Annotated in this window: 18 protein-coding genes; 6 read left to right on the plus strand and 12 right to left on the minus strand. The window is 67.0% G+C overall.

Annotated elements, in window-relative coordinates; genetic code table 11:
* Window positions 1-83: 83 nt before the first annotated feature.
* A complete protein-coding gene (locus tag AC1RWI_RS23125) occupies window positions 84-1,007 on the plus strand; it encodes a LysR family transcriptional regulator (protein WP_492868982.1) in 924 nt (307 codons plus the stop codon).
* A gap of 10 nt (window positions 1,008-1,017) precedes the next feature.
* Here the strand turns inward: AC1RWI_RS23125 and AC1RWI_RS23130 are convergent, their stop codons facing one another.
* Both AC1RWI_RS23130 and AC1RWI_RS23135 read right to left on the minus strand, forming a co-directional pair.
* Window positions 1,018-1,947, minus strand: a complete 930-nt coding sequence (locus tag AC1RWI_RS23130) for a diacylglycerol kinase catalytic domain-containing protein (protein ID WP_043355565.1) — start codon at window positions 1,945-1,947, stop codon at window positions 1,018-1,020.
* 79 nt (window positions 1,948-2,026) lie between these two features.
* A complete protein-coding gene (locus AC1RWI_RS23135; RefSeq protein ID WP_492868984.1) occupies window positions 2,027-3,058 on the minus strand; it encodes an SPFH domain-containing protein in 1,032 nt (343 codons plus the stop codon).
* A gap of 155 nt (window positions 3,059-3,213) precedes the next feature.
* Between AC1RWI_RS23135 and AC1RWI_RS23140 the strand changes: the two genes are divergently transcribed.
* Complete coding sequence (locus AC1RWI_RS23140) at window positions 3,214-3,927, plus strand: NUDIX hydrolase (RefSeq protein WP_492868986.1); 714 nt, start codon at window positions 3,214-3,216, stop codon at window positions 3,925-3,927.
* A 55-nt stretch (window positions 3,928-3,982) separates the two neighbouring features.
* On the opposite strand, the gene AC1RWI_RS23145 is transcribed toward AC1RWI_RS23140, so the two are convergent.
* The gene (locus AC1RWI_RS23145; protein WP_492868988.1) at window positions 3,983-4,303 is read right to left on the minus strand and encodes a hypothetical protein; all 321 of its coding nucleotides are present in this window, start codon (window positions 4,301-4,303) and stop codon (window positions 3,983-3,985) included.
* Window positions 4,304-4,475: 172 nt separating this feature from the next.
* Between AC1RWI_RS23145 and AC1RWI_RS23150 the strand changes: the two genes are divergently transcribed.
* Window positions 4,476-4,946: an Lrp/AsnC family transcriptional regulator gene (locus AC1RWI_RS23150; RefSeq protein ID WP_492868990.1), complete on the plus strand. Its 471-nt coding sequence runs from the start codon at window positions 4,476-4,478 to the stop codon at window positions 4,944-4,946.
* A 16-nt stretch (window positions 4,947-4,962) separates the two neighbouring features.
* Here AC1RWI_RS23150 and bluB read toward each other — a convergent pair whose 3' ends face one another.
* The 7 genes from bluB to AC1RWI_RS23185 form a co-directional block, all read right to left on the minus strand.
* On the minus strand, window positions 4,963-5,640 hold the full coding sequence (gene bluB / locus AC1RWI_RS23155; RefSeq protein WP_492868992.1) for a 5,6-dimethylbenzimidazole synthase: 678 nt from the start codon (window positions 5,638-5,640) through the stop codon (window positions 4,963-4,965).
* 121 nt (window positions 5,641-5,761) lie between these two features.
* The gene (locus AC1RWI_RS23160) at window positions 5,762-6,181 is read right to left on the minus strand and encodes a type II toxin-antitoxin system VapC family toxin (RefSeq protein WP_043355556.1); all 420 of its coding nucleotides are present in this window, start codon (window positions 6,179-6,181) and stop codon (window positions 5,762-5,764) included.
* Window positions 6,178-6,423: a FitA-like ribbon-helix-helix domain-containing protein gene (locus AC1RWI_RS23165; protein WP_043355554.1), complete on the minus strand. Its 246-nt coding sequence runs from the start codon at window positions 6,421-6,423 to the stop codon at window positions 6,178-6,180. The genes AC1RWI_RS23160 and AC1RWI_RS23165 overlap by 4 nt, the downstream gene beginning before the upstream one ends.
* A gap of 57 nt (window positions 6,424-6,480) precedes the next feature.
* The gene (gene metC, locus AC1RWI_RS23170; protein WP_492868995.1) at window positions 6,481-7,698 is read right to left on the minus strand and encodes a cystathionine beta-lyase; all 1,218 of its coding nucleotides are present in this window, start codon (window positions 7,696-7,698) and stop codon (window positions 6,481-6,483) included.
* A 105-nt stretch (window positions 7,699-7,803) separates the two neighbouring features.
* Window positions 7,804-8,802 (minus strand): Bug family tripartite tricarboxylate transporter substrate binding protein, encoded by a 999-nt coding sequence (locus tag AC1RWI_RS23175; protein ID WP_492868997.1) that lies wholly within the window; start codon window positions 8,800-8,802, stop codon window positions 7,804-7,806.
* Window positions 8,803-9,087: 285 nt separating this feature from the next.
* The gene (locus AC1RWI_RS23180) at window positions 9,088-10,728 is read right to left on the minus strand and encodes a rhodanese-like domain-containing protein (RefSeq protein WP_492868999.1); all 1,641 of its coding nucleotides are present in this window, start codon (window positions 10,726-10,728) and stop codon (window positions 9,088-9,090) included.
* Window positions 10,729-10,865: 137 nt separating this feature from the next.
* Window positions 10,866-11,453, minus strand: a complete 588-nt coding sequence (locus AC1RWI_RS23185; protein WP_043355550.1) for a cysteine dioxygenase family protein — start codon at window positions 11,451-11,453, stop codon at window positions 10,866-10,868.
* 137 nt (window positions 11,454-11,590) lie between these two features.
* On the opposite strand from AC1RWI_RS23185, the gene AC1RWI_RS23190 reads away from it, so the two are divergent.
* On the plus strand, window positions 11,591-12,457 hold the full coding sequence (locus AC1RWI_RS23190) for a LysR substrate-binding domain-containing protein (RefSeq protein ID WP_043355548.1): 867 nt from the start codon (window positions 11,591-11,593) through the stop codon (window positions 12,455-12,457).
* A 46-nt stretch (window positions 12,458-12,503) separates the two neighbouring features.
* On the opposite strand, the gene AC1RWI_RS23195 is transcribed toward AC1RWI_RS23190, so the two are convergent.
* The gene (locus AC1RWI_RS23195; protein WP_043358229.1) at window positions 12,504-14,060 is read right to left on the minus strand and encodes a methyl-accepting chemotaxis protein; all 1,557 of its coding nucleotides are present in this window, start codon (window positions 14,058-14,060) and stop codon (window positions 12,504-12,506) included.
* A gap of 245 nt (window positions 14,061-14,305) precedes the next feature.
* On the opposite strand from AC1RWI_RS23195, the gene AC1RWI_RS23200 reads away from it, so the two are divergent.
* The gene (locus AC1RWI_RS23200) at window positions 14,306-15,847 is read left to right on the plus strand and encodes a methyl-accepting chemotaxis protein (protein WP_492869002.1); all 1,542 of its coding nucleotides are present in this window, start codon (window positions 14,306-14,308) and stop codon (window positions 15,845-15,847) included.
* 266 nt (window positions 15,848-16,113) lie between these two features.
* Window positions 16,114-19,107 (plus strand): transglycosylase domain-containing protein, encoded by a 2,994-nt coding sequence (locus AC1RWI_RS23205; RefSeq protein ID WP_492869004.1) that lies wholly within the window; start codon window positions 16,114-16,116, stop codon window positions 19,105-19,107.
* Window positions 19,108-19,204: 97 nt separating this feature from the next.
* On the opposite strand, the gene AC1RWI_RS23210 is transcribed toward AC1RWI_RS23205, so the two are convergent.
* A complete protein-coding gene (locus tag AC1RWI_RS23210; protein WP_043355544.1) occupies window positions 19,205-19,384 on the minus strand; it encodes a hypothetical protein in 180 nt (59 codons plus the stop codon).
* Window positions 19,385-19,481: the final 97 nt, after the last annotated feature.

The raw sequence follows: 19,481 nt of genomic DNA on the forward strand, positions 1-19,481 counted from the left end.
CAAGCGATAAGATTTAATCAACGTATGAATGAATTTCATATCAAGCCATCCGGGCGCTATTCTTCACATTCCAGGAGCAAGCCGTGATCGAAGTCAGGCACCTGCGCTCGCTGGTAGCGATTGCCGAATCCGGCAAGCTCGCCACGGCCGCCGAGCGCGTGCACGTCAGCCAGTCGGCGCTGTCCCATCAGATCAAAGGCATCGAGGCGCACTACGGCCTGCCGCTGTTCGACCGCACCCGCCAGGGCCTGCGTTTCACGCCGGCCGGCGACCGGCTGCTGGTGCTGGCGCGCGAGATGCTGGCGGCCATCAGCATGGCCGAGCGCGACCTGGCCCGGCTCAAGGGCGACACACGCGGCGAGCTGCGCATCGTGCTGGAGTGCCATACCTGTTTTGACTGGCTGATGCCCGTGATGGACGAGTTCCGCCGGCGCTGGCCGGAGGTGGAAGTGGACTTGGTGGCCGGCTTCCATGCCGATCCCCTGGCGCTGCTGGCCGAGGGCCGCACGGACATGGTGATCGGCTCGATGCCGCCGGCCAAGCGTGGCCTGGCGGTGGCGCCGCTGTTCCGTTTCGAGATCCTCGCGGTGATCGCCAACGAGCACCGGCTGCGCAACAAGCGCCGGGTCGAGGCGGCCGACCTGGACGGCGAAACGCTGATCACCTACCCGGTGCCGGAGCAGCGTATCGACCTGATCCGCGAAGTGCTGGAACCCGCCGGCATCAAGCTGCAGCGGCGCACAGCGGAGCTGACGGTGGCTGTGTTGCAACTGGTGGCCAGCCGCCGCGGCGTGGCCGCACTGCCCAACTGGGGCGTGAAGAACTACGTCGACCACGATTACGTGCTGGCCAAGCGCATCGGCGCCAAGGGTTTGTGGAGCGAGCTCTATGCCACCACGCCGGCGCCGCTCGCGCAGCGCCCTTATGTGCGCGACTTTGTCTCGATCGTGCGCGATACCTGCGCCGCCGAGCTGGATGGGATCGAACTGCTGCCCGAGGGCGAATGAGGGGGCGGCCCTACTGCACGAGCTGCCCGCTGCGCTCGGCCACGCCGATGCGGGCCTCGGTGCCCGCGTTGAATTGCAGAAAATCCGCTTCGATGCCGTCGCTGAAGATCACGCCGGTTTCCGGCATCAGCGAGCGCAGCACGATCTGCTCGCCGCGCGGCACGTTGCCGTAGACCAGTGTGGCCTGGCTGGCGCGGCTCGGAAAGGGCTCGCGCACCGCAAACACCAGCCGGTCGGTATCCCATGGCAAAGGTTGATACGCGGCTTCGGCGCCACCATCTGGCTGCGCAATGGCGCGCGCGCCGGTCACGATGCTCTTGAGCCAGGCAGTGGACCCAAGTCCCGTGGAGACAATGACGCCGCTCGATGACTGCACCTCGCTGCGCGCGCCGAGCTGGATCTCGTAGCGCGCCGAGGTGTGGCTGCGCGGGCCGATAAAGAAGTCGTTGACCGCGTACAGTACCTGCTGGTCCGACAGTTCTGCGCGCGCCATGGTGACCGGGCGCGCGGGGCGGCGGTCCTGCATGGCTTCGGCCAGCACGCGCGCCAGGTCGCCCACCTTGAATGGCAGCAGCACACCGTCGTGGCGCGCCGGATCCGGGTTCACGCCGAGCAGCGGCTGGCCGTTCAGGTATTTCATGGTGTTGGCAACCAGGCCATCCTGGCCCAGCGCCACCACGATGTCTTCCGGGCCGAACAGGAAGTTGGGCAGGAACTGGCGGTCCACCACCTGCCGGCGCAGGTAGCGCGACAGCACGGCGGCAACCTGTTCGCGCGCGGCAAGATAGGTGTCGTGCTCACGCTGGTAATCGGTGATGTCCGCGCCCAGGTGTTCCAGGTAGAAGCGTGCCTGCGCCAGCGAGTGGTAGCGCGCCAGCAACTCTTCCAGCCGTGTCTTGCGGGTCACCAGCACTACCTTGCGATCGGCGGTTGCGCTCATCGTTCTGGCTCCTTTTCTTTCAACTACTTGAAGCGTCTTGAAGCGTCTTAAAGCGTCTTGAAGCTGCGCGGATCTTCGGTCATTTTGCGCGGCCGCCGCTCTGTGGTGCCAGCAGCGACTGAAGCAGCTCCGGCGACATATTCAGCTGCCCGATCTTCTCGGCATTGTCGGCAATCCCGCCGAAGGCCTGCGCGATCAACTGGCCCGGCGCCATGCCCGATGCGGCCAGCGCCTGCACGATGCGCGCGTCGGCGCCTTGCAGGGCCTGCATCACGGCGCCCAGGCGGTGTGCCTCGGCCTCAGCGGTGGTGCGTGTGTTGTCGGCCTCCAGGCCCACGAACTCCTTGCGGCGCGCTTCCAGCGTGATCTGTGCTTCCATGGTGCTGGCCTCCAGTTCCGCCTGTTTCTTCTGCACCGCGGCTTCGGCTTCCATCTGGGTTTCGCGGATCGTGCGCTGCTTGAGCTCCACCGCGACTTCGGTGTCGAGCTCGCTTTCCTTGATGGCGCGTTCGTTTTCCACCGCGGCGTTGCGGCGGGCGTAGATGGCGTCGTCGGCCGTCTTCAGGATCTGCTCGCGGACCTCGGCTTCCAGCGCCCGCGCCGTTTCGGCGCGCGGCTTCACGGCCACCATCGAGAACGACAGGATTTCGAGGCCGAGGGCCAGCACGTCCGGATGCGCCTTGAGCGCGCCTTCGACCTGGCGGGCCATGCGGTCGGACGCCTGCAGCGCGCAGCGCAACGTTTCGACGCTCACGGCCTGCTGCACCAGTACCTCCACCACGCCCTCCACGCGGGTGCGCAGGTTCTGCGGATCCTCGGAGATATAGTTGCGGCCGTCCGGCTTGAGCGCGAAATTGAGCATGGCGGCCGTCTTGCGCGGCTCGGTGATGCGGTAGGAGAGGTTGCCTTGCACGGTGACGGACTGGAAGTCGGTGGTGATCAGCTCGAAGATATACGGCAGGATCTGGCTGCCCACGGGCACCGCAACGAGCGATGTGGTGGGCGCGTAGTAATAGAACGACTGGCCGCTGCCTTCGCGGATGATCTTGCCGCTCTTCATCTGCATCAGATAGGTGGTGGGATCTGCCTTGATGAATCGGATGCCGAACATGGTGGTCCTTTCCGGTGGTGTTGCTGGATTCGCCCGCGCCGGGCGCCTGGCATTAAGTGTGTCTGTGCCACTAATATAAGTGTGGCTGAGACACTTGTCAATCTATAATCCGGCGTGAATCGCTTGAATCGCCTCCTTCCAGGAACGCCCGCCCCATGACGAAACCCGCCACCGCCGCATTCCCGCGCCCGCTGACCACCGTCGATGTGGTGATCCTGACGATCCGTGCGGGGGCGCTGCAGGTCCTGCTCGTGCAGCGGCCACAACAATCCGGTGAGCCATTTCCTGGCCAATGGGCCTTGCCCGGCGGCTTTGTCGATATCGAACGGGACCAGGATCTGCAGGGCTGCGCGTTGCGCAAGCTGGCGGAGAAGACCGGGGTCAATAGTCCCTATCTGGAGCAGGTAGGCAGTTGGGGCAGCGCCACGCGTGACCCGCGCGGATGGTCCACCACCCATGTCTACGTTGCCTTGCTGGCGGATGACACGCTGGATCTGCAGAAGGGCGGCAACGCTGCCGGCCTGCGCTGGGCGCCGGTGCAGGGTGACGGCGTGGGGATGGCGCTGGCCTTTGATCACGCCATGCTGCTGAGCGCGGCGCTCGGGCGCGTGCGGGGCAAGACCGAGTACACGTCGCTGCCCGCGCATTTGCTGCCGGCCGCATTCACGTTAGGCGAACTGCAGCATGTCTACGAGATCGTGCTGGGCCGTCCTCTCGAAAAAAAGGCCTTCCGCACCCGCATGCTCGCCGCGGACTTGCTGGAAGACCTGGGCGCGCAAAAGGAGACCGGGCGCCGCCCGGCCTCCTTGTACCGCTTGCGCGAGCAGGCCGGCCTGGTCTACTTCACGCGCAGCTTCGAGCAGCGCTGAATCGGGTGGGAGCGGTGCCGGGCCCCATACCGGGCCCCGCTCTTTGGCAACGAGCCTAGGCCAATGCCAGTGAAGGTTCCACCTTGTCACGCCGCGCCTCGGCGTGCGCCGGCGTCCCGGCAGCACGCTTGCCCGGCGCCGCGATCTCGAAGACCTCCAGCACGTCCACGCCGTTTTCCAGGCGCCTGACGAACAGGTCCAGCCGGTCCGCATCATCCGCGCCGACCGACAGCGTGAGCTGGTAGGGCGCGGCCGCTTGCCCGAAGCACAGGTCGATCAGGTGCAGGCCAGTGCGGCGGGCGTTGGCTAGCGTCCATTCGACGGCGCCGAAGAGGTCAGTGCGGTCCAGCCGCAGGGCGAGGTTCAAGGTTGACATGGTATCGGCAGCAGTTTCAGTGGGGTTTGTGGCCGGGAAGGCATGCGACAAATCTACCAGCGCCACCCCAGAATGGGCTTCTTTATTGCCTCCGGTTTTGATCGGTTTGGAGATGAATTATCTGTAGATGGTAGAGTTACGGGTGATTCCTTCCTTATGCTCGGCAGAAGACATGACAACCTCCCCCAAACTGGACGAAACCGACCGCCGCATCCTGCGCGCGCTGCGGCGCGACGGCAGGCTCTCCAACCTCAAGCTGGCCGAGCAGGTTGGCTTGTCGCCCACGCCGTGCTGGAACCGCGTGCGCGCTTTGGAAGAAAGCGGTGTGATCGAGGGCTATGCGGCCCTGCTGAACCAGAAGGCGCTCGGCCTGCCCGACACAGTGCTGATCGAGGTCACGCTGGACCGGCACGACGACGACATGCTGGATCGCTTCGGCCAAGCGCTGGCCGAATTACCGGAAGTGATGGAGGCGTATCTGCTCACCGGCGAATACGATTACCTGATCAAGGTGGCGGTGGCGGGCACGCAAGGGTATGAGGAATTCCTGCGCCACAAGCTCTACAAGCTGCCGGGCTTGCGGCACAGCCATTCCACCTTTGTGCTGCGCTGCATGAAGCGGGAGCCGTCAGTGGCGCCTTGATTGGCCCGATGGGGCTTCAGGCGTCCGGGCGGTCCCAGGTGTTCGTGGACATCAGGTCCGCTAGCGGGCGGCCCTGGCGCCAGCCTTCCAGCTCCAGCATCGGCGCGGGGTAGAAGGCCTGCACGGGGCCGAGGCAGAGAATGGCGATAGGCTGGCCACCCGGCGGCAACCGCAACAGCGCAGCCAGCGCGTCGGGCGCGAACATCGAGACCCAGCCCAGCCCAAGGTTCTCCACGCGCGCCGCCAGCCAGAGGTTTTCAATGGCGCAGGCCGCCGAGCACAGCGCCATCTCGCGCGGCATGGTGCGCCGGCCAAACACGGTGCCGTCATCCGGTGCCATCGCCACCACCAACAGCTCGGCGCACTCGCGCACGCCCTCCACCTTCAGCCGCAGGAACTCGCCATCGCGCTCGCCCAGCGCCACGGCGGTCTTCTGCCGTTCGGCCTCGACCAGCGCTGCGATCTCTTCGCGCAAGGCGGCATCGGCGACGCGGATAAAGCGCCACGGCTGCATCAGCCCCACCGAGGGCGCACTGTGCGCAGCCCGCAGCAGGCGCATCAGGACAGTGTCATCGACCGACGCCCCCGCAATGAAATGCCGCATGTCGCGGCGCGACGCGATGAGACGGTAGAAGCTCTCCTGTTCCTCGGGCGAGAAAACGGCGGAGTGGCTTTCGGTCAGGGGTGCAGGCATCGCGGGGCGCAAGGGCAAAAGCCGGCATTGTATGCCTGTGCGAAGCGGCGGATCGCAAGGTGGGTTTGCGAAGGGCATGGTCAGGACGTAGCGCAGAGTCTTTGCGCTGACATGCTCGACGTTACTCGAGCCAAGGGTTCACCAGGCTCAGGCCTATTCCTTCGAAGTCCTTGCCGTTGCGAGTGGCAAGCACGGCGCCGTGGTGACGGCAAATAGCTGCAATCTGCGCATCTGCCATGCTGACGGGCCGTCCAGATCGTTCCCGCTGAGCCACGACTGCTGCGTAATGGCGGGCCGTATGTTCGTCGAATGGAAGTACCATGCCCGCGAATTCATCTTCAATCATTTGGAGTGCCGCTTCCTGGAGCCCGCCTTTCCTGCGTCCTTCGGGCAAACGGGCAATGCCATATAGAAGTTCAGCAACAGTCACCGCCGTAATCGCGTATTCATGCTGCGAGTGCAGGTCGAGCCAACGTACGACCGCTGGCTCAGGCTGGCCTCGCATGAATTCGGATAGCACATTGGTATCAAGTACGATCATTCGGGTAAATCCGCGGCCCGCGGTTGGTCGTCGCGCGGGGGAAGCTCGAGCCCTGGATCTGACAGGTTTGCGAAGCGCTGGCGCAGTCGACTTCCAAATGCACCGGGGCCAGGGGGTTTGTTCAGCGCACGCCGCAGAATGGCGCGAACTTCCTCTTCCATCGAGTGGCCGTGCTGCGCGGCCTCCATGCGCAAACGGGCCTTGAGTTCCTCATCCACATGACGGATGGTCAGTGTCGCCATGTCAGTCTCCTATGCATGCAATGCATGCAATGCTAGCATAGGACGCAGATTGGTTCGCTAAGCCGTATCCAGGCGCGCCTCCAACGCCCGCCCGGCAACCCGGCCGCCGCCAATCACCTCGAATCCCCGTGCCAGATCCGCCAGCAGGTCATCCACATCCTCCAGCCCGATATGCAGCCGGATCACCTGGCCGCGCCCGGACCAGTCGGTGACGCTGCGCGCGCCGCGCATGTCGGCGATCACGGCGAGGCTTTCGAAGCCTCCCCAGGAGGCGCCGATGCCGAACAGTGCAAGGTTGTCGATGAAGCGTTCGGCGGCGTCTGGTGCCGCGGCGCGCAGCGAGAACGACAGCAGGCCGTTGGTGCCGTGGCAGTCGCGCTGCCAAAGCGCGTGGCCGGGGTCGCCGGGCAGGGCGGGGCAAAAGACCTCCGCCACTTCGGGGCGGGTGCGCAGCCAGTGCGCGACCGCCAGCGCGCTGCGCTCGTGCTGGGACAGGCGCGCGCCGAGCGAGCGCATGCCGCGCTGGACCAGGTAGGCGTCGTCCGGGCTGACACTGATGCCGAAGGCGTCGGCCACCGCGGCGAGTGCGGGCCAGGCGGCTTCCAGGGTACAGACCGTGCCCATCATCACGTCCGAATGCCCGGACAGGTATTTGGTCGCGGCCATCAGGGAGATATCGGCGCCCAGCGCAAGGGGCTGGTACAGCAGGCCGGAGCCCCATGTGTTGTCAGCCGCCACCAGCGCGCCGTGCCGGTGGGCGATGTCGGCGATGGCCGGCAGGTCGCACATCTCATAGGCCAGCGAACCTGGCGCCTCCACGTACACCAGCCGGGTTTCGCGCCGCAGCCTGGCTTGCAGGTCGTGGCCATCGGCCGCGTAGAAGCTGGCGGCGATGCCGTGCTGCGCCAGGAACCCTTCGGCCAGCTTGCGCACCGGCTCGTACACGCAATCGGGCAGCAGCACGTGCTGTCCGGGGCGCAGGTAGGCCAGCAGCGTCATCGCGGCGGCTGCCAGCCCGCTGGGGAACAGGCGCGTGCGATAGCCGGCTTCCAGCTCGGTGACCATGTCTTCGAGCGCAAACGCCGTGGGATTGCCGCGCGCGCCGTAGGTGAACAGGCGTTCGCTGCCGCGCCGCGAGCGCATCTCGCGCATCTGTGCCACGGAATCGAACAACACGGTGCTGGCGCGCACCACGGGCGGGTTGACGGGCTGTCCGCCATCCACGGCGCTGGCGCGGCCGGCGTGCGCGAGGTGGGTAAGGATGCTGGGCTTCATGGCTTGGCCTGGTGGGGGGCCGCGCCAGGGTGGCGCGGCTGGAATGACAACTTGTGGTGGCAGGCAGCAGCAAGAGCCATGCCGCCTGCACCGGCTGCAGCCGGATCAGTCCACGCGGGCGCCGGAGAGCTTGACGATCTGCGACCAGCGCGCGATGTCACCCTTGAGCTGCGCGGCGAATGCCTCTGGCTTGCTGCCCACCACGTCGCTGCCGCCTTCGTTGATCAGCTTCACCACCTCGGGCATCTGCAGTACCTGCAGGATGGCGCGGTTCAGGTAGGCCACGCGCTCGGGCGAGGTGCCGGCGGGGGCGAACACGCCGTACCAGTCCTCGAAACGGGCATTGCGGTAGCCCAGTTCCTCCAGCGTCGGCACCTTGGCGAACACGCCCAGGCGGCGCGGGCTGGTGACCGCGAGCGCGCGCATGCGGCCGGCCTGGATAAAGCCCGCCACCGAGGAGGTCGAGGTGATCAGCACGTTCACCTGCCCGCCCAGCAGGTCATTGATGGCCGGGCCGGCGCCTTTGTAGGGCACGTGCTGCAAGGCGATGCCGCTATCCTTGTCCAGCACCACGCCGACCAGGTGCGAGAGCGTGCCGTTGCCGGGCGTGGCAAAGGTGATCTTTTGCGGCTGGGCCTTGGCCTGCGTGGCCAGTTCGGCAAAGGTCTGCCACGGCGCGTTGGCCGCCACCACGATGGCCAGCGGCGCCGCATTGATTTGCGTGACCGGCATGAAGTTCTTGACCGGGTCGAAGCCAGGCGCACTGTACAGCGTCGGGTTCACGGCCATGACCGACACCTGCGAGGTCAGCAAGGTGTAGCCGTCCGGCTTGGCCTCGGCGACGAAGCGCGTGCCGATATTGCCGCCAGCGCCGCCACGGTTGTCGGTGACCGCGGTCTGCCCCAGCACTTCGCCGAGCCGCGTGGTGACGATGCGCGTGACGGCATCGTTGCCGCCGCCAGCGGGAAACGGCGAGACGAAGCGCAGCGGCTGCGAGGGAAAGCCGCCGACCGGCGCGAGCGGCTGTGCGCTGGCGGGGGCGCCGGCCATGGCGAGGGTGACGGTGGCGACGGTGCTGGTCAGGACTTGTCTGATGCGTGGCATGAAAAACCCCTGTGTACGTAGAGAGATGGGAGAGCAAAGGGGGCTGGGCAGGCTTTTCGTGGCTCCGCTGGCCGCCGTGGCGTACCGGCTGCTGCCACTTGCCTGTGTGTCCCCGGAGAGCCGGGGCGTCCCCTTGGCGCTGCACCGTCGAGCGGGATGGGAATCAATGCCTTGCGACTCGCCTTGCCAGCCATGCGTACCCTTGTCCGCCGCGAGGGGCGGGACGTGGCTGCGTGACGGGCTCGGTCGCTGATGGCGGGTCATGTTGAGTGGACGCTGCGCGGATCAGGCAAAGCGGAACGTGGCCAGTTCCTGGGCGTCGAGCTGGCCGATCAGGTTGGTTTCCCAGGCCAGGTAGCGGCGAGCAGCCTCCTTGTTGCCGTCGTGACGGTCATGGACGAAGAACAGGAAATCGATGCAGCGCGCATCGGGCAGGCTGCTTGCTGCGTCGCCATCCCCGCCATCGCTTGCCAGCGCATGGCCTGCCGCTTGCCAGGCGCCTGTGCCACCGGCGAGCAGCCTGATGTCGCTGTAGCCAAGTGCGGCCAGTTCGCCGGCGGCCAGCGTGGCCATACCCGGTTGATCGTCATCGCCGATGAGCGCGATTGGCGTGTCGCGCGGCACGCCAGCGAGGTCGCGGGCAAACACCGGGCGGATCGACCAGCGGCTGCCCGGCACGTGCCCGGCGCGATACGCCATGCTGGCGCGCACGTCGAGCGCCAGCATCTGCCGCCCGGCCAGGCCCGCCGCCAGCGAGCGGGCATCGATGCCCGGCAAGGCACGGGAGGACGCCGCGGGCCCGGCGGGCGCGGCGAGGCCGTAGGCAAGCGCAGCCGCAAGCCCGCCTTCGAGCACCACGGCGTCATGGCCCATCTGGCGCAGCCAGCTCGCCACCACCGTGGCGCGCACGCCATCGGCATCGATCAGCACGAGGCGCGCGCGGCGCACGCCCACGTATTGGTCGGTAGCCTGCATCAGCTGGCCGCCCGGCGTGCTCTGGGCGCCGGGCACGGAGCCGGCGGCGTATTCCTGCGGCGTGCGCACGTCGCACAGGAAGGTGGTGCGCGAGCGGTCGTTGAGCCAGGCGAGCGCTTCGGCGGCGTCAATGTGCGGTACCGCAAAGCGCACCGCCATCGTCTGCGCCGCGGCCTGGGCGGCATCCAGCCCGGCAGGCGCGGCGCTGTCGGGATAGCGCCGCGTGCCGCCGTGCTCCAGCTTGTAGTCGTTCAGGTACCAGCCCTGGGTGCCGTTTTCCAGCGCGAACACAGGGTTGGGCACGCCGAAGTTGATCAGGGTTTGCGCGCCGATGATGCTGCGCGTGCGGCCAGCGCAGTTGATCACGATGGGCGTGGCCGGATCCGGCACCAGGTCGCGCAGCCGGTAAGCCAGCTCGCCGTTGGGGCAGCAGATGGCACCGGGAATGTTCATCTTGCGGAATTCCGAGACGGGCCGCCCATCAAGCACCACCGGGGCCTGCTCGCCTGCCTGCATGGCCGCCAGCTCCGTGGCCGAGACGCGCGGCGTGCCGTAATGGTGCTCGGCCAGCTCGCCGAAGGTCTTGGAGGGCACGTTGACGCCAGCGAACAAGGCGTAGCCGGCGGCCTGCCAGCCCGGCACGCCGCCGTCCAGCACGAACAGGCGGGTGTAGCCGAGAGTGGACAGGGCCTGGGCGGCGCGCGCTGCCACGCCGTCGGCGTTGTCCGCCAGCACGATGCGCGCCGCGGTGTTGGGGGCCAGGCGGCCGATATCCAGTTCCAGCCGGCTAAAGGGGAGCGGCACTGCGTAGAACGGATGGCCTTCGCCATACTGGCCATGCTCGCGGATATCGAACAGGGCGATCTCGTCTTGGTCGTGCAGCCAGGCCTTGAGGGTGACCGGGTCGACCTGGGTGTAGCGGGTGTCGGGCGTGTTCAGGATGGCGGGCATGCGTTTGTTCAGGCAAAAAGGGGGCCAGGCCTCCTGGCCGCACGCGGGCGGGAGGCAACTGGAAATGCGTTGGATATGGGCTTCGGCTGAAGCCGGGAGGTGGGTGGGTGGTTAGCGCCGCACCTCCCGGGTGCCGTTTAGCGGCGCGTCTTGACGCCCACGCTCATGGCCTGGCAGCGGCCGGTCTCGAGGTCGTAGGCAGTGCGCCCCGTCAGGGTTTCCAGCGCGCGGCCGTACATGTGCAGGTGGCGGATCACGGATTCGCCGCGGATTTCCACCGAGTGGATGTCCTCGGGCAGCAGCGCGATGCCCGACCCCGGGCCCACTTCCACCGTGTGCGAGTGCTTCAGCGTGCCGACGCCCGGCTCGCTGCCATCGTCGGTGCGCAGGTAGACGTCGTTGTACTCGGTGCCCACCACGCCGGCCACGCAGGCCCAGGTGGTGTGGTCGTGCGGGGGAATGCGCTTGCCGGGGCGCATGACGTTGAGGTACAGCGCGAAGGTCTGGTCGGGATCTTCCGCGATCAGGTAGCGGGCCTGGCGTTCGCCTTCCTCCGGTGGGGCGAACTCGCTCTGCGCCCACAGGTGCGGCTTGGCCGCGAGCTGCTCCACCTGGCCCAGCACGCTGGCCAGCGATTCCCGGGTGACGCCACCGCTAGCTACGATTTCCTTGATGGATTGAATTGTGTCCCCGACGGCGGCCTGGCGTTGTTGTGCGATCGACATGTCTCTAGAATCCTTGCTGAGTCTTGATGGTTCTCGGTTTGCGGGGTGGTACATAACCTTGCATGGTTTCACTGTAATGAAGGCTGGCGCCTGAAACCACTTAATCACTCATGAAAATACTTAAGCAAGTCTAATGGATGCGTAATCTCGATCTGGACCTGTTGCGCACTTTGGTGGCGATTGCCGATCACGGTACCTTTGCTGCAGCGGCGCAGCGGCTGCACCGCACCCAGTCCGCCGTCACCCAGCAGATGCAGCGGCTGGAGGAGCAGGTGGCGCTGGCGCTTTTCGAGCGGCAAGGGCGCGGCAAGCAACTCACGCGGCACGGCAACAAGCTGGTGGAATACGCGCGGCAATTGCTGAACCTGAACGACGAGGCGCTGCGCGTGCTGCGCGAAGGCGATCTGACAGGCTCGTTGCGGATCGGGGCGCCGCACGATGTGGCCGACACGATCCTGCCGCCACTGCTGTCGCATATCGCGCGTGCATCGCCCGCCCTGCGGCTGGAGATCCATGTGGGACGCAGCCCCTTCCTGATGGAATCGTTGCGGCGGGGGGAGATCGACCTCACCGTTTCCACCCGGGAAGACACCAGCCTGGACGGCCTGGTCTTGCGCACCTCACCCACGATCTGGGTTTGCGCGGCGGATTTCGCCTATGAGAACGGCAGCACGGTGCCGCTGATCCTGGCTGACGAGCCCAGCCTGTTTCGCAAGCTGGCGCTGGATGCGCTGAAGGAGGCTGGCGTGCCCTGGCGCGCGGCGTATTTCGCGCCGAGCCTGATCGGCATCAAGGCGGCGATCCGCGCCGGGCTGGGGATCACGGCGCGCAGCATCGACCTGCTGGGCGCAGACATGCGGGTGCTGGGCGACAAGGACGGGCTGCCGCGCCTGCCCGATGTGACGTATTACTTGTGGGCGCGGCCCAATGCGGCCAACCCGGTGGCGCGGCAGGTGTTCTCCATGCTCAAGACCACCTTGCAGCGCGGCATCACGGCCGTGTGAAGGTGGCTTGAGGATGGCTTGAGCTTGGCTTGGGGCCAGCAGTCCCTCAGGCTGCCGGCGCAAGCCGGAAGGCACCCACCGCCTCGGCAAGCTGGCGCGCCTGCGCTTCCAGCGATCCGGCCGCGGCGGCTGCCTGCTCAACCAGCGCCGCATTCTGCTGGGTGACGGTTTCCATCTGCGTCACCGCCTGGCTGACCTGCACGATGCCGGCGCTTTGTTCCAGCGACGCCGACGAGATGTCTTCCATGATCCGCGCCAGGCGGCCCACGGCATCCACGGTCTCGCTCATGGTCTGGCCGGCCTGGGCGACGAGCGCGTTGCCGGCGCCCACCTTGCTGGCCGAATCGTCGATCAGCGACTTGATCTCCCGTGCCGCGTTGGCGCTGCGCTGCGCCAGCGCGCGCACCTCGCCCGCCACCACGGCAAAGCCGCGGCCCGCCTCGCCCGCGCGCGCCGCTTCCACGGCGGCGTTGAGCGCCAGGATATTGGTCTGGAAAGCGATGCCGTCGATCACGCCGATGATGTCGGCGATCCGTTGCGAACTGCTGCTGATGTCGCCCATGGTCTGGACCACGCCGCGCACGTCGTCGCCGCCGCGCGTGGCCAGCCGCGCCGCTTCGGCGGCCAGCGCGCTGGCCTGGCGCGCGCTCTCCGTGTTGTTGCTCACCGTGGAGGTGAGCTCCTCCATGCTGGCCGCGGTTTGCTCGAGCGACGCGGACTGCTGCTCGGTGCGCGAGGACAAGTCTGTATTGCCGGCCGCGATCTCGCGCGCGCCGATGTTGACCGAGTCCGAGCTGGCGCGCACCTGGCTGACTGTGCGCGTGAGCGCCGCCTGCATGCGTGCCACGGCGGCCAGCACGCGGCCCACCTCGTTATTGCCGGCGGCAGCGGCGGGATGGCTCAGGTCGCCGTGCGCCACGCGGTCGAGGTGCTCGGCGGCCGTGGCCAGCGGCGCCACGATGGCCGCGCGCAGCCCGAGGTGCACCGCGACGATCAAGCCTAGCGCGGCAGCGATGCCAACCACCACGAGCTTCACCACCCACTGGTAGCGCGAGCTGCTAGTCTCGCTTTCCTGCTGCGCCAGCTGGCTCGCCTGTTCCTGGAAGCGCTCGACGCCCACCGAATATTCGGCCCCGGAGGCGGTGATGTCGCGCTCGTTGATCGCCGCGTAGGCGGCGGGGTCTCCCGCGCGCAAGGCGGCCAGGGCTCGCTCGACCGTGCCGGCATGCCGGCGCGCGGCATCCACGACCTGGCGGCGCTGGGCGTCGTCCTGGCCTTCCAGCACGGGCGCGGTCGCGAAGCGCTGCAACGCCTCGGCCGAGCGCTTGAGCGATTTGCCGGCGGCGTCGAGCGCGCCGGTGTTGACTTCGGTGCTGCCCTCGCGGGCCGAGGCGTAGGCGCGCGCGAGCGCCGAGCGCGCCCGGGTCATGTCCTTGTACGCGTCGTTGAGCAGCAGGGCGCTGGCGGAAAGCTGCTCCACGCGACCGGTCGCCTGGTCCGCGGCGCGCAGCGCGAGCACGCCAACGCCCGCGCCGAACACGATCATGCAGGCAAAGGTCACCAGGACTGCCAGCAGGGCAGTGCGCACGCTCAGGTTTTTCATCATCGTCTGGAACAAGGGTTTGAGATCACTGGGCTAACGGACGGCTTTGGCCGGACTTGACCGAGGCCGGCGCGCGGACGCATGAAAATTTGCGCAAAATCAATCGCGGGCCCTGAATTCGCCCTTCAGGTGCGGTTTTGCGCACAATTTATAGCGCGGCCTCAAGTTGTTGCTGCACCACACCGATAGATTGGTTTTCCGCCCAGCGCGGCATTCCAGCCTTTCACTATCCGGGCCTCTTTCCCATGCTTGCCAGCCTCACCATCCGCGCCCGCCTCATTGCCACCGTCTCCCTGCTGTTCCTGCTTGCGCTTGGCGTGGGTGTGGCCGGCTTGCTTGGCTTGCGCGCCGCCAACGACGCCCATGAGTCCACTTACTCGAACCAGCTTGCCTCCGCCCTGGCGCTGGGCGAGGCGGACCTGAGCCTCACCCGGGCGCGTACCGCGCTGGACCGCGCCATGCTGTACCCGGACAGCCCGGAAGCTCCCGGCCTGCTGGAGCGCACCGAAGAGCTCACGCGGCGCTCTGACGAGGCCTGGAAACGCTTCATGGTCCTGCCGCGCGACAGTGAGGAAGACCAGCTCGCGGTGGCCGTGGCGGCCAAGCGGGATGCCGCCAACCGCGAAGGCATCGCCGCCATCATTGCTGCGCTGCGCGCCAAGGATCGCACACTGGCCGACCAGATCATGGATGGCAAGCTGTCCCGGCTGTTTCGGGATGCCAACGACAGCAGCCTGAAGCTGAGCCGGTTCCAGATGAAGATGGCCGCGGGCAATTTCGAAGCGTCGCAGGTGGCGTACCGGCATTTTCGCCATGGCGTGATTGCCGCGATCGTGCTGGCGCTGCTGGTGGCGGCCGCCTGCGCGGTGTTCCTGCTGCGTGCCATCGTTGGCCCGCTGGAACTGGCGCTGACGCAATTCGACCGTATCGCGGCCGGCGATCTGAGCCACGCGGTGCAGGTCACGCGCCGCGATGAAATGGGCCGCTTGCTGGAAGGCCTCGCGCGCATGCAGGCCAGCCTTGCGCTTACCGTGGGGCGGGTGCGCCAGGGCTCGGATGCGATCACGGCGGCCACCCGGCAGATCGCCGCGGGCAACGCGGATTTGTCCAGCCGCACGGAAGCGCAGGCTGCCTCGCTTGAGGAAACCGCATCTAGCATGGAGCAGATGACCTCCACCGTGCGCCAGAACGCAGATAACGCGCGCCAGGCCAGCCAGCTTGCCGTCAGCGCGGTCGAGGTGGCTAGCCAGGGCGGTGCGGTGGTGGGCGACGTGCTGGCCACCATGGGCGATATCAGTACGGCGGCCAGGACGGTCGCAGAGATCATCGGCGTGGTCGATGGCATCGCCTTCCAGACCAATATCCTGGCGCTCAACGCCGCCGTGGAAGCTGCCCGCGCCGGGGAGCAGGGGCGCGGGTTCGCGGTGGTTGCCGGCGAAGTGCGCGGGCTGGCCCAGCGCAGCGCCGGGGCGGCCCGCGAGATCAAGTCCATGATCGAGACGTCGCTGGCGCATGTGGCTTTGGGCAGTGGCCAGGCCGGGCGCGCGGCCAGCACCATGGAGGAGGTGGTTGCGGCAATCCGCCGGGTGACCGATATCATGAGCGAGATTGCGGCGGCTTCGGTCGAGCAGAGCAGCGGCATCGAGCAGGTCAATCAGGCGGTGGCGTCGATGGACCAGTCCACCCAGCAGAACGCAGCGTTGGTCGAGGAGGCCGCTGCGGCTGCCGCGTCGCTGGAGGACCAGGCGCGCCAGCTTAACCAGGCCATCGCGGCGTTCCGCGTATAGGCGGCCCCAGGGCGTGCCGGGAGCGTCGGGAGCGCCGGTGAGCGGCGGGAAATGATGGGAACATGGCAGCAAACGCCGGGATGGCGCACGCGCACTTTGTGCGTTAGGCCCCATTAGACTAGGGTATACGTTGTGACGAGAGTGGCGGAATGGTGCCATCGTTGCCAGCAGGCGCCCGGCATAGGCCGACGCGCCGGGAAAAGCCCCGGTTTCCTCGCAAACGGACCTGAATCGTGCGTCGACGTGTCTGGCCCAGGCTCCTGGTATTGGCTCTGCTTGTAGGGGGCGGTTACCTCCTTTGCGCCGTCGTTGCCGAGGAACTTGCCACCTCGCGGTTGCAGGCGCGCTACTTCGCCGGGCGGGCGAAAGATGTCGCCTTCGCGGTGAAGGACGGCCCGAGCGAACGCATCCGCTTTCCGGACGACGGCCCCTATGACCTGCGCTTCGGCTATAGCCGGATCCCGCAGTTCACCGAATTGCTGGAAGCGCGGGGCTTTCGGCGCGAACGCCAGGCACGGTGGTCCGACCGCATGCTGGAACTGACGGACTCCGGCCTGTTCGCGCCCTATCACGAGAAGACCCAGGCCGGCCTGGACCTGCTCGACTGCAACGACCTGCCATTTGGCGCCAGGCGCACACCGCCTCGTACCTACGCCAGCTTCGCGGACATTCCGGCCCTGCTCGTGAACGCGCTGCTCTTCATCGAGAACCGCGATCTGCTCGATCCCGAATTTCCCACGCGCAATCCCGCGCTGGACGTGCGGCGCTTCACGCGCGCCGCATTGGATCAGGGCGTGCATTTCTTCAACGACAAGCACGACGCCGCCGGCGGCAGCACGCTCGCTACCCAGATCGAGAAATACCGGCATTCGCGCGCCGGCCGCACCGGTTCGCCCAAGGAAAAGCTGCGCCAGATGGCCAGCGCATCGATGCGCGCCTACCTGGACGGCCCGAACACCGTGGCCGCCAGGGAGCGCATCTTGCTGGATTACCTCAACACCGTGCCGCTCTCGGCCCGGGCCGGCGTGGGCGAGGTCAACGGACTGGGCGATGGCCTGTGGGCCTGGTACGGGCAGGACTTCGACGAGGCCAACCGCTTGCTGGCGAGCGCCGCCGGGCCGGGACCCGGCGCGGGACAGGGCGAGGGCGAACTCGGCCAGCGGCAGGCGCGGGTGTTCAAGCAAGCGCTCTCGCTGATCATTGCGCAGCGCGGGCCATCGCATTTCCTGCGCCGCGATACCGCCACGCTGGTGGAGTTGACCGACAGCTATATCCGCTTGCTCTCGGCCGCCGGCGCCATCCCGCCCTGGCTGCGCGACGCTTCGCTGGCCCAGTCCTTGACGCTGGGCGCCCCGGCGCTGGACCGGCCGGAGGTGTCATTCATCTCGCGCAAGGCCATCAGCGGGGTGCGCACCGATTTGCTGCGCTATCTTGACCTTGGCAGCAGCTACGAGCTGGACCGGCTCGACCTGACTGCCCACAGCACCATCAACACGGGCCTGCAGCAGGTGGTCACCGAGGCGCTGTTGCGCGCGGGCACGCGTGATGGCGCGCATGGTTTCGGGATGTACGGCCACAACCTGCTGCGCGAGGGCGACGACCCGGGCAAGCTGGCGATCAGCTTCACGCTCTACGAGAAGGTCGACGGCGCCAACCTGTTGCGCGTGCAGGCCGACAACCTGGACCTGCCGTTCGACCTGAACCGCGGCGCGCGGCTGAACCTGGGTTCCACCGCCAAGCTGCGCACGCTGGTGACCTACCTGGAAATCCTCTCCGAGCTCCACGAGAAATATGCCGGCATGTCCGCCGCCGAGCTGCGCGAAATCAAGCCGGCCAAGCTGGACGCACTGACCCAGTGGGTGGTGAGCTACCTGCTCGCCGCGCCCGACAAGAGCCGCCGCGCCATGCTGGAAGCCGCCATGCTGCGCCGCTATTCCGGCAGCGCGGGAGAGGCCTTCTTTACCGGGGGCGGGCTGCAGACGTTCAGCAACTTCGAGCGCTGGGAAAACATGAAGATCATGACCGTGCGCGAAGCGTTCGAGCACTCGGTGAACCTGGTCTTTATCCGCCTGATGCGCGATATCGTGCGCTACGAAACCTATCGCCTGCATCCCGATGCCGACGACTGGCTGAACAATCCGGCCGCGCCGCAGCGCCGCGCCTACCTGGTGCGCTTTGCCGACAAGGAGGGCAGCGACTACCTGCGTGCCTTCTATGGGAAATATCGCGGCATGAGCCAGCAGGAAGCGGCCAGGCGCGTGCTCCAGAACCGCCACTTCTCGCCGGTGGGGCTGGCGGTGACGCTGCGCAGCATCGATCCCGACATCGATCCGGCGCAGTTCAACAAGGTGATGCTCGCCACCCTGCCCAAGGCGGGGCTGACCGATGAGAAGCTGGCCAAGCTGTACAGCAAATACGGACCGACCAGCTTTTCGCTCAATGACCGGGGCTACCTGGCGCGGGTGCACCCGCTTGAGCTATGGCTGCTCAATTACCTGCGCCAGCACCCGGACGCCAGCCTGGATGAAGTCTTGCGCGACAGCACCGAGCAACGCCAGGAGGTGTATGCGTGGCTGTTCAAAACCCGCCATCCCGGCGGCCAGACGCGCCGCATCCGCAGCCAGCTGGAGCGCCAGGCCTTTGTTGAAATTGCGCGCCGGTGGCAGCGCCTGGGCTATCCGTTCAGCGCGATCACGGCGTCCTATGCCTCGGCGATCGGCGCGGCGGGGGACCGGCCGGCTGCGCTGGCCGAGCTGGTCGGCATCGTGCAGGGCAATGGCGTGCGCCAGCAGGCCATTGCCCTGCGCAGCCTGGAGTTTGCGGCAGGCACGCCGTACGAGACTGATTTTGGGTTGGGGCAGAAGGGCACGCGCTTGCTGAGCGAGGATATCACCGAGGTGGTACGCGCCGCGCTGATCGGCGTGGTGAATTCGGGCACGGCAGGCATGCTCAAGCCAGCGCTGGGTGGCAGCGGCATCGTGGCAGGCGGCAAGACCGGCACGGGCGATCATCGCTACGAAGTCTACGGGCCCGGTGGCAGGCTGATTTCGTCGCGCGTGGTCAGCCGCTCGGCCACCTTCGTGTTTTTCCTTGGCGAGCGCTACTTCGGCAACGTCACGGCGTACGTGCAGGAGCCCTATGCCGCGCGCTACGCCTTCACCAGCGCGCTGTCCGTGCAGTTGCTCAAATCGCTGGCGCCAACCATCCTGCCACTGGTGCGCGACGGCGGCGTGCGTTCGCCGCTGGCGTGCAAGCACTGAGCGGCAGCGCTGCCGGGGAAACCTTGGCCGATCCACTTGCAGTGTCTGCGGCCGTGCGCCTGGCCAGAACCGCTTCGCTTCATTTTGAAACGGCCTCTCAATCCCAGCTATGTCGTCGGGCGCAGTAATTGTCCTCGGAGGTGCGGGCGTGCCGTTCGTACTCGGCAATGACCTGCAAGGTGGCGGACTGGAGCAGGGAGCCTGCGGTGAGCAGGGCCGCGAGATCGCGCAGGCCCTGCAGGCAGGTCACGGTGGGGGGTAAGGCTTGGTCCTGCATGATGCGTTGCTGGCTCGGTGATGGGCGGGATGTGCCTCCCGACGATTCGATTGTAGGTAGCGCCGGCCGTGCCAAATGCAAACCAATGTGTCCACGC

The organism is Cupriavidus sp. MPR-AND1C (assembly GCF_058809705.1).

Coding starts and splice junctions, on each gene's coding strand:
- metC (WP_492868995.1), bottom strand. CDS start 7,698: ATGAAGCCCAGCATCCTTACCCACCTCGCGCACGCCGGCCGCGCCAGC.
- AC1RWI_RS23195 (WP_043358229.1), bottom strand. CDS start 14,060: ATGAAAAACCTGAGCGTGCGCACTGCCCTGCTGGCAGTCCTGGTGACC.
- AC1RWI_RS23150 (WP_492868990.1), top strand. CDS start 4,476: ATGACAACCTCCCCCAAACTGGACGAAACCGACCGCCGCATCCTGCGC.
- AC1RWI_RS23145 (WP_492868988.1), bottom strand. CDS start 4,303: ATGTCAACCTTGAACCTCGCCCTGCGGCTGGACCGCACTGACCTCTTC.
- bluB (WP_492868992.1), bottom strand. CDS start 5,640: ATGCCTGCACCCCTGACCGAAAGCCACTCCGCCGTTTTCTCGCCCGAG.
- AC1RWI_RS23160 (WP_043355556.1), bottom strand. CDS start 6,181: ATGATCGTACTTGATACCAATGTGCTATCCGAATTCATGCGAGGCCAG.
- AC1RWI_RS23210 (WP_043355544.1), bottom strand. CDS start 19,384: ATGCAGGACCAAGCCTTACCCCCCACCGTGACCTGCCTGCAGGGCCTG.
- AC1RWI_RS23140 (WP_492868986.1), top strand. CDS start 3,214: ATGACGAAACCCGCCACCGCCGCATTCCCGCGCCCGCTGACCACCGTC.
- AC1RWI_RS23175 (WP_492868997.1), bottom strand. CDS start 8,802: ATGCCACGCATCAGACAAGTCCTGACCAGCACCGTCGCCACCGTCACC.
- AC1RWI_RS23130 (WP_043355565.1), bottom strand. CDS start 1,947: ATGAGCGCAACCGCCGATCGCAAGGTAGTGCTGGTGACCCGCAAGACA.
- AC1RWI_RS23190 (WP_043355548.1), top strand. CDS start 11,591: ATGCGTAATCTCGATCTGGACCTGTTGCGCACTTTGGTGGCGATTGCC.
- AC1RWI_RS23165 (WP_043355554.1), bottom strand. CDS start 6,423: ATGGCGACACTGACCATCCGTCATGTGGATGAGGAACTCAAGGCCCGT.
- AC1RWI_RS23180 (WP_492868999.1), bottom strand. CDS start 10,728: ATGCCCGCCATCCTGAACACGCCCGACACCCGCTACACCCAGGTCGAC.
- AC1RWI_RS23135 (WP_492868984.1), bottom strand. CDS start 3,058: ATGTTCGGCATCCGATTCATCAAGGCAGATCCCACCACCTATCTGATG.
- AC1RWI_RS23200 (WP_492869002.1), top strand. CDS start 14,306: ATGCTTGCCAGCCTCACCATCCGCGCCCGCCTCATTGCCACCGTCTCC.
- AC1RWI_RS23185 (WP_043355550.1), bottom strand. CDS start 11,453: ATGTCGATCGCACAACAACGCCAGGCCGCCGTCGGGGACACAATTCAA.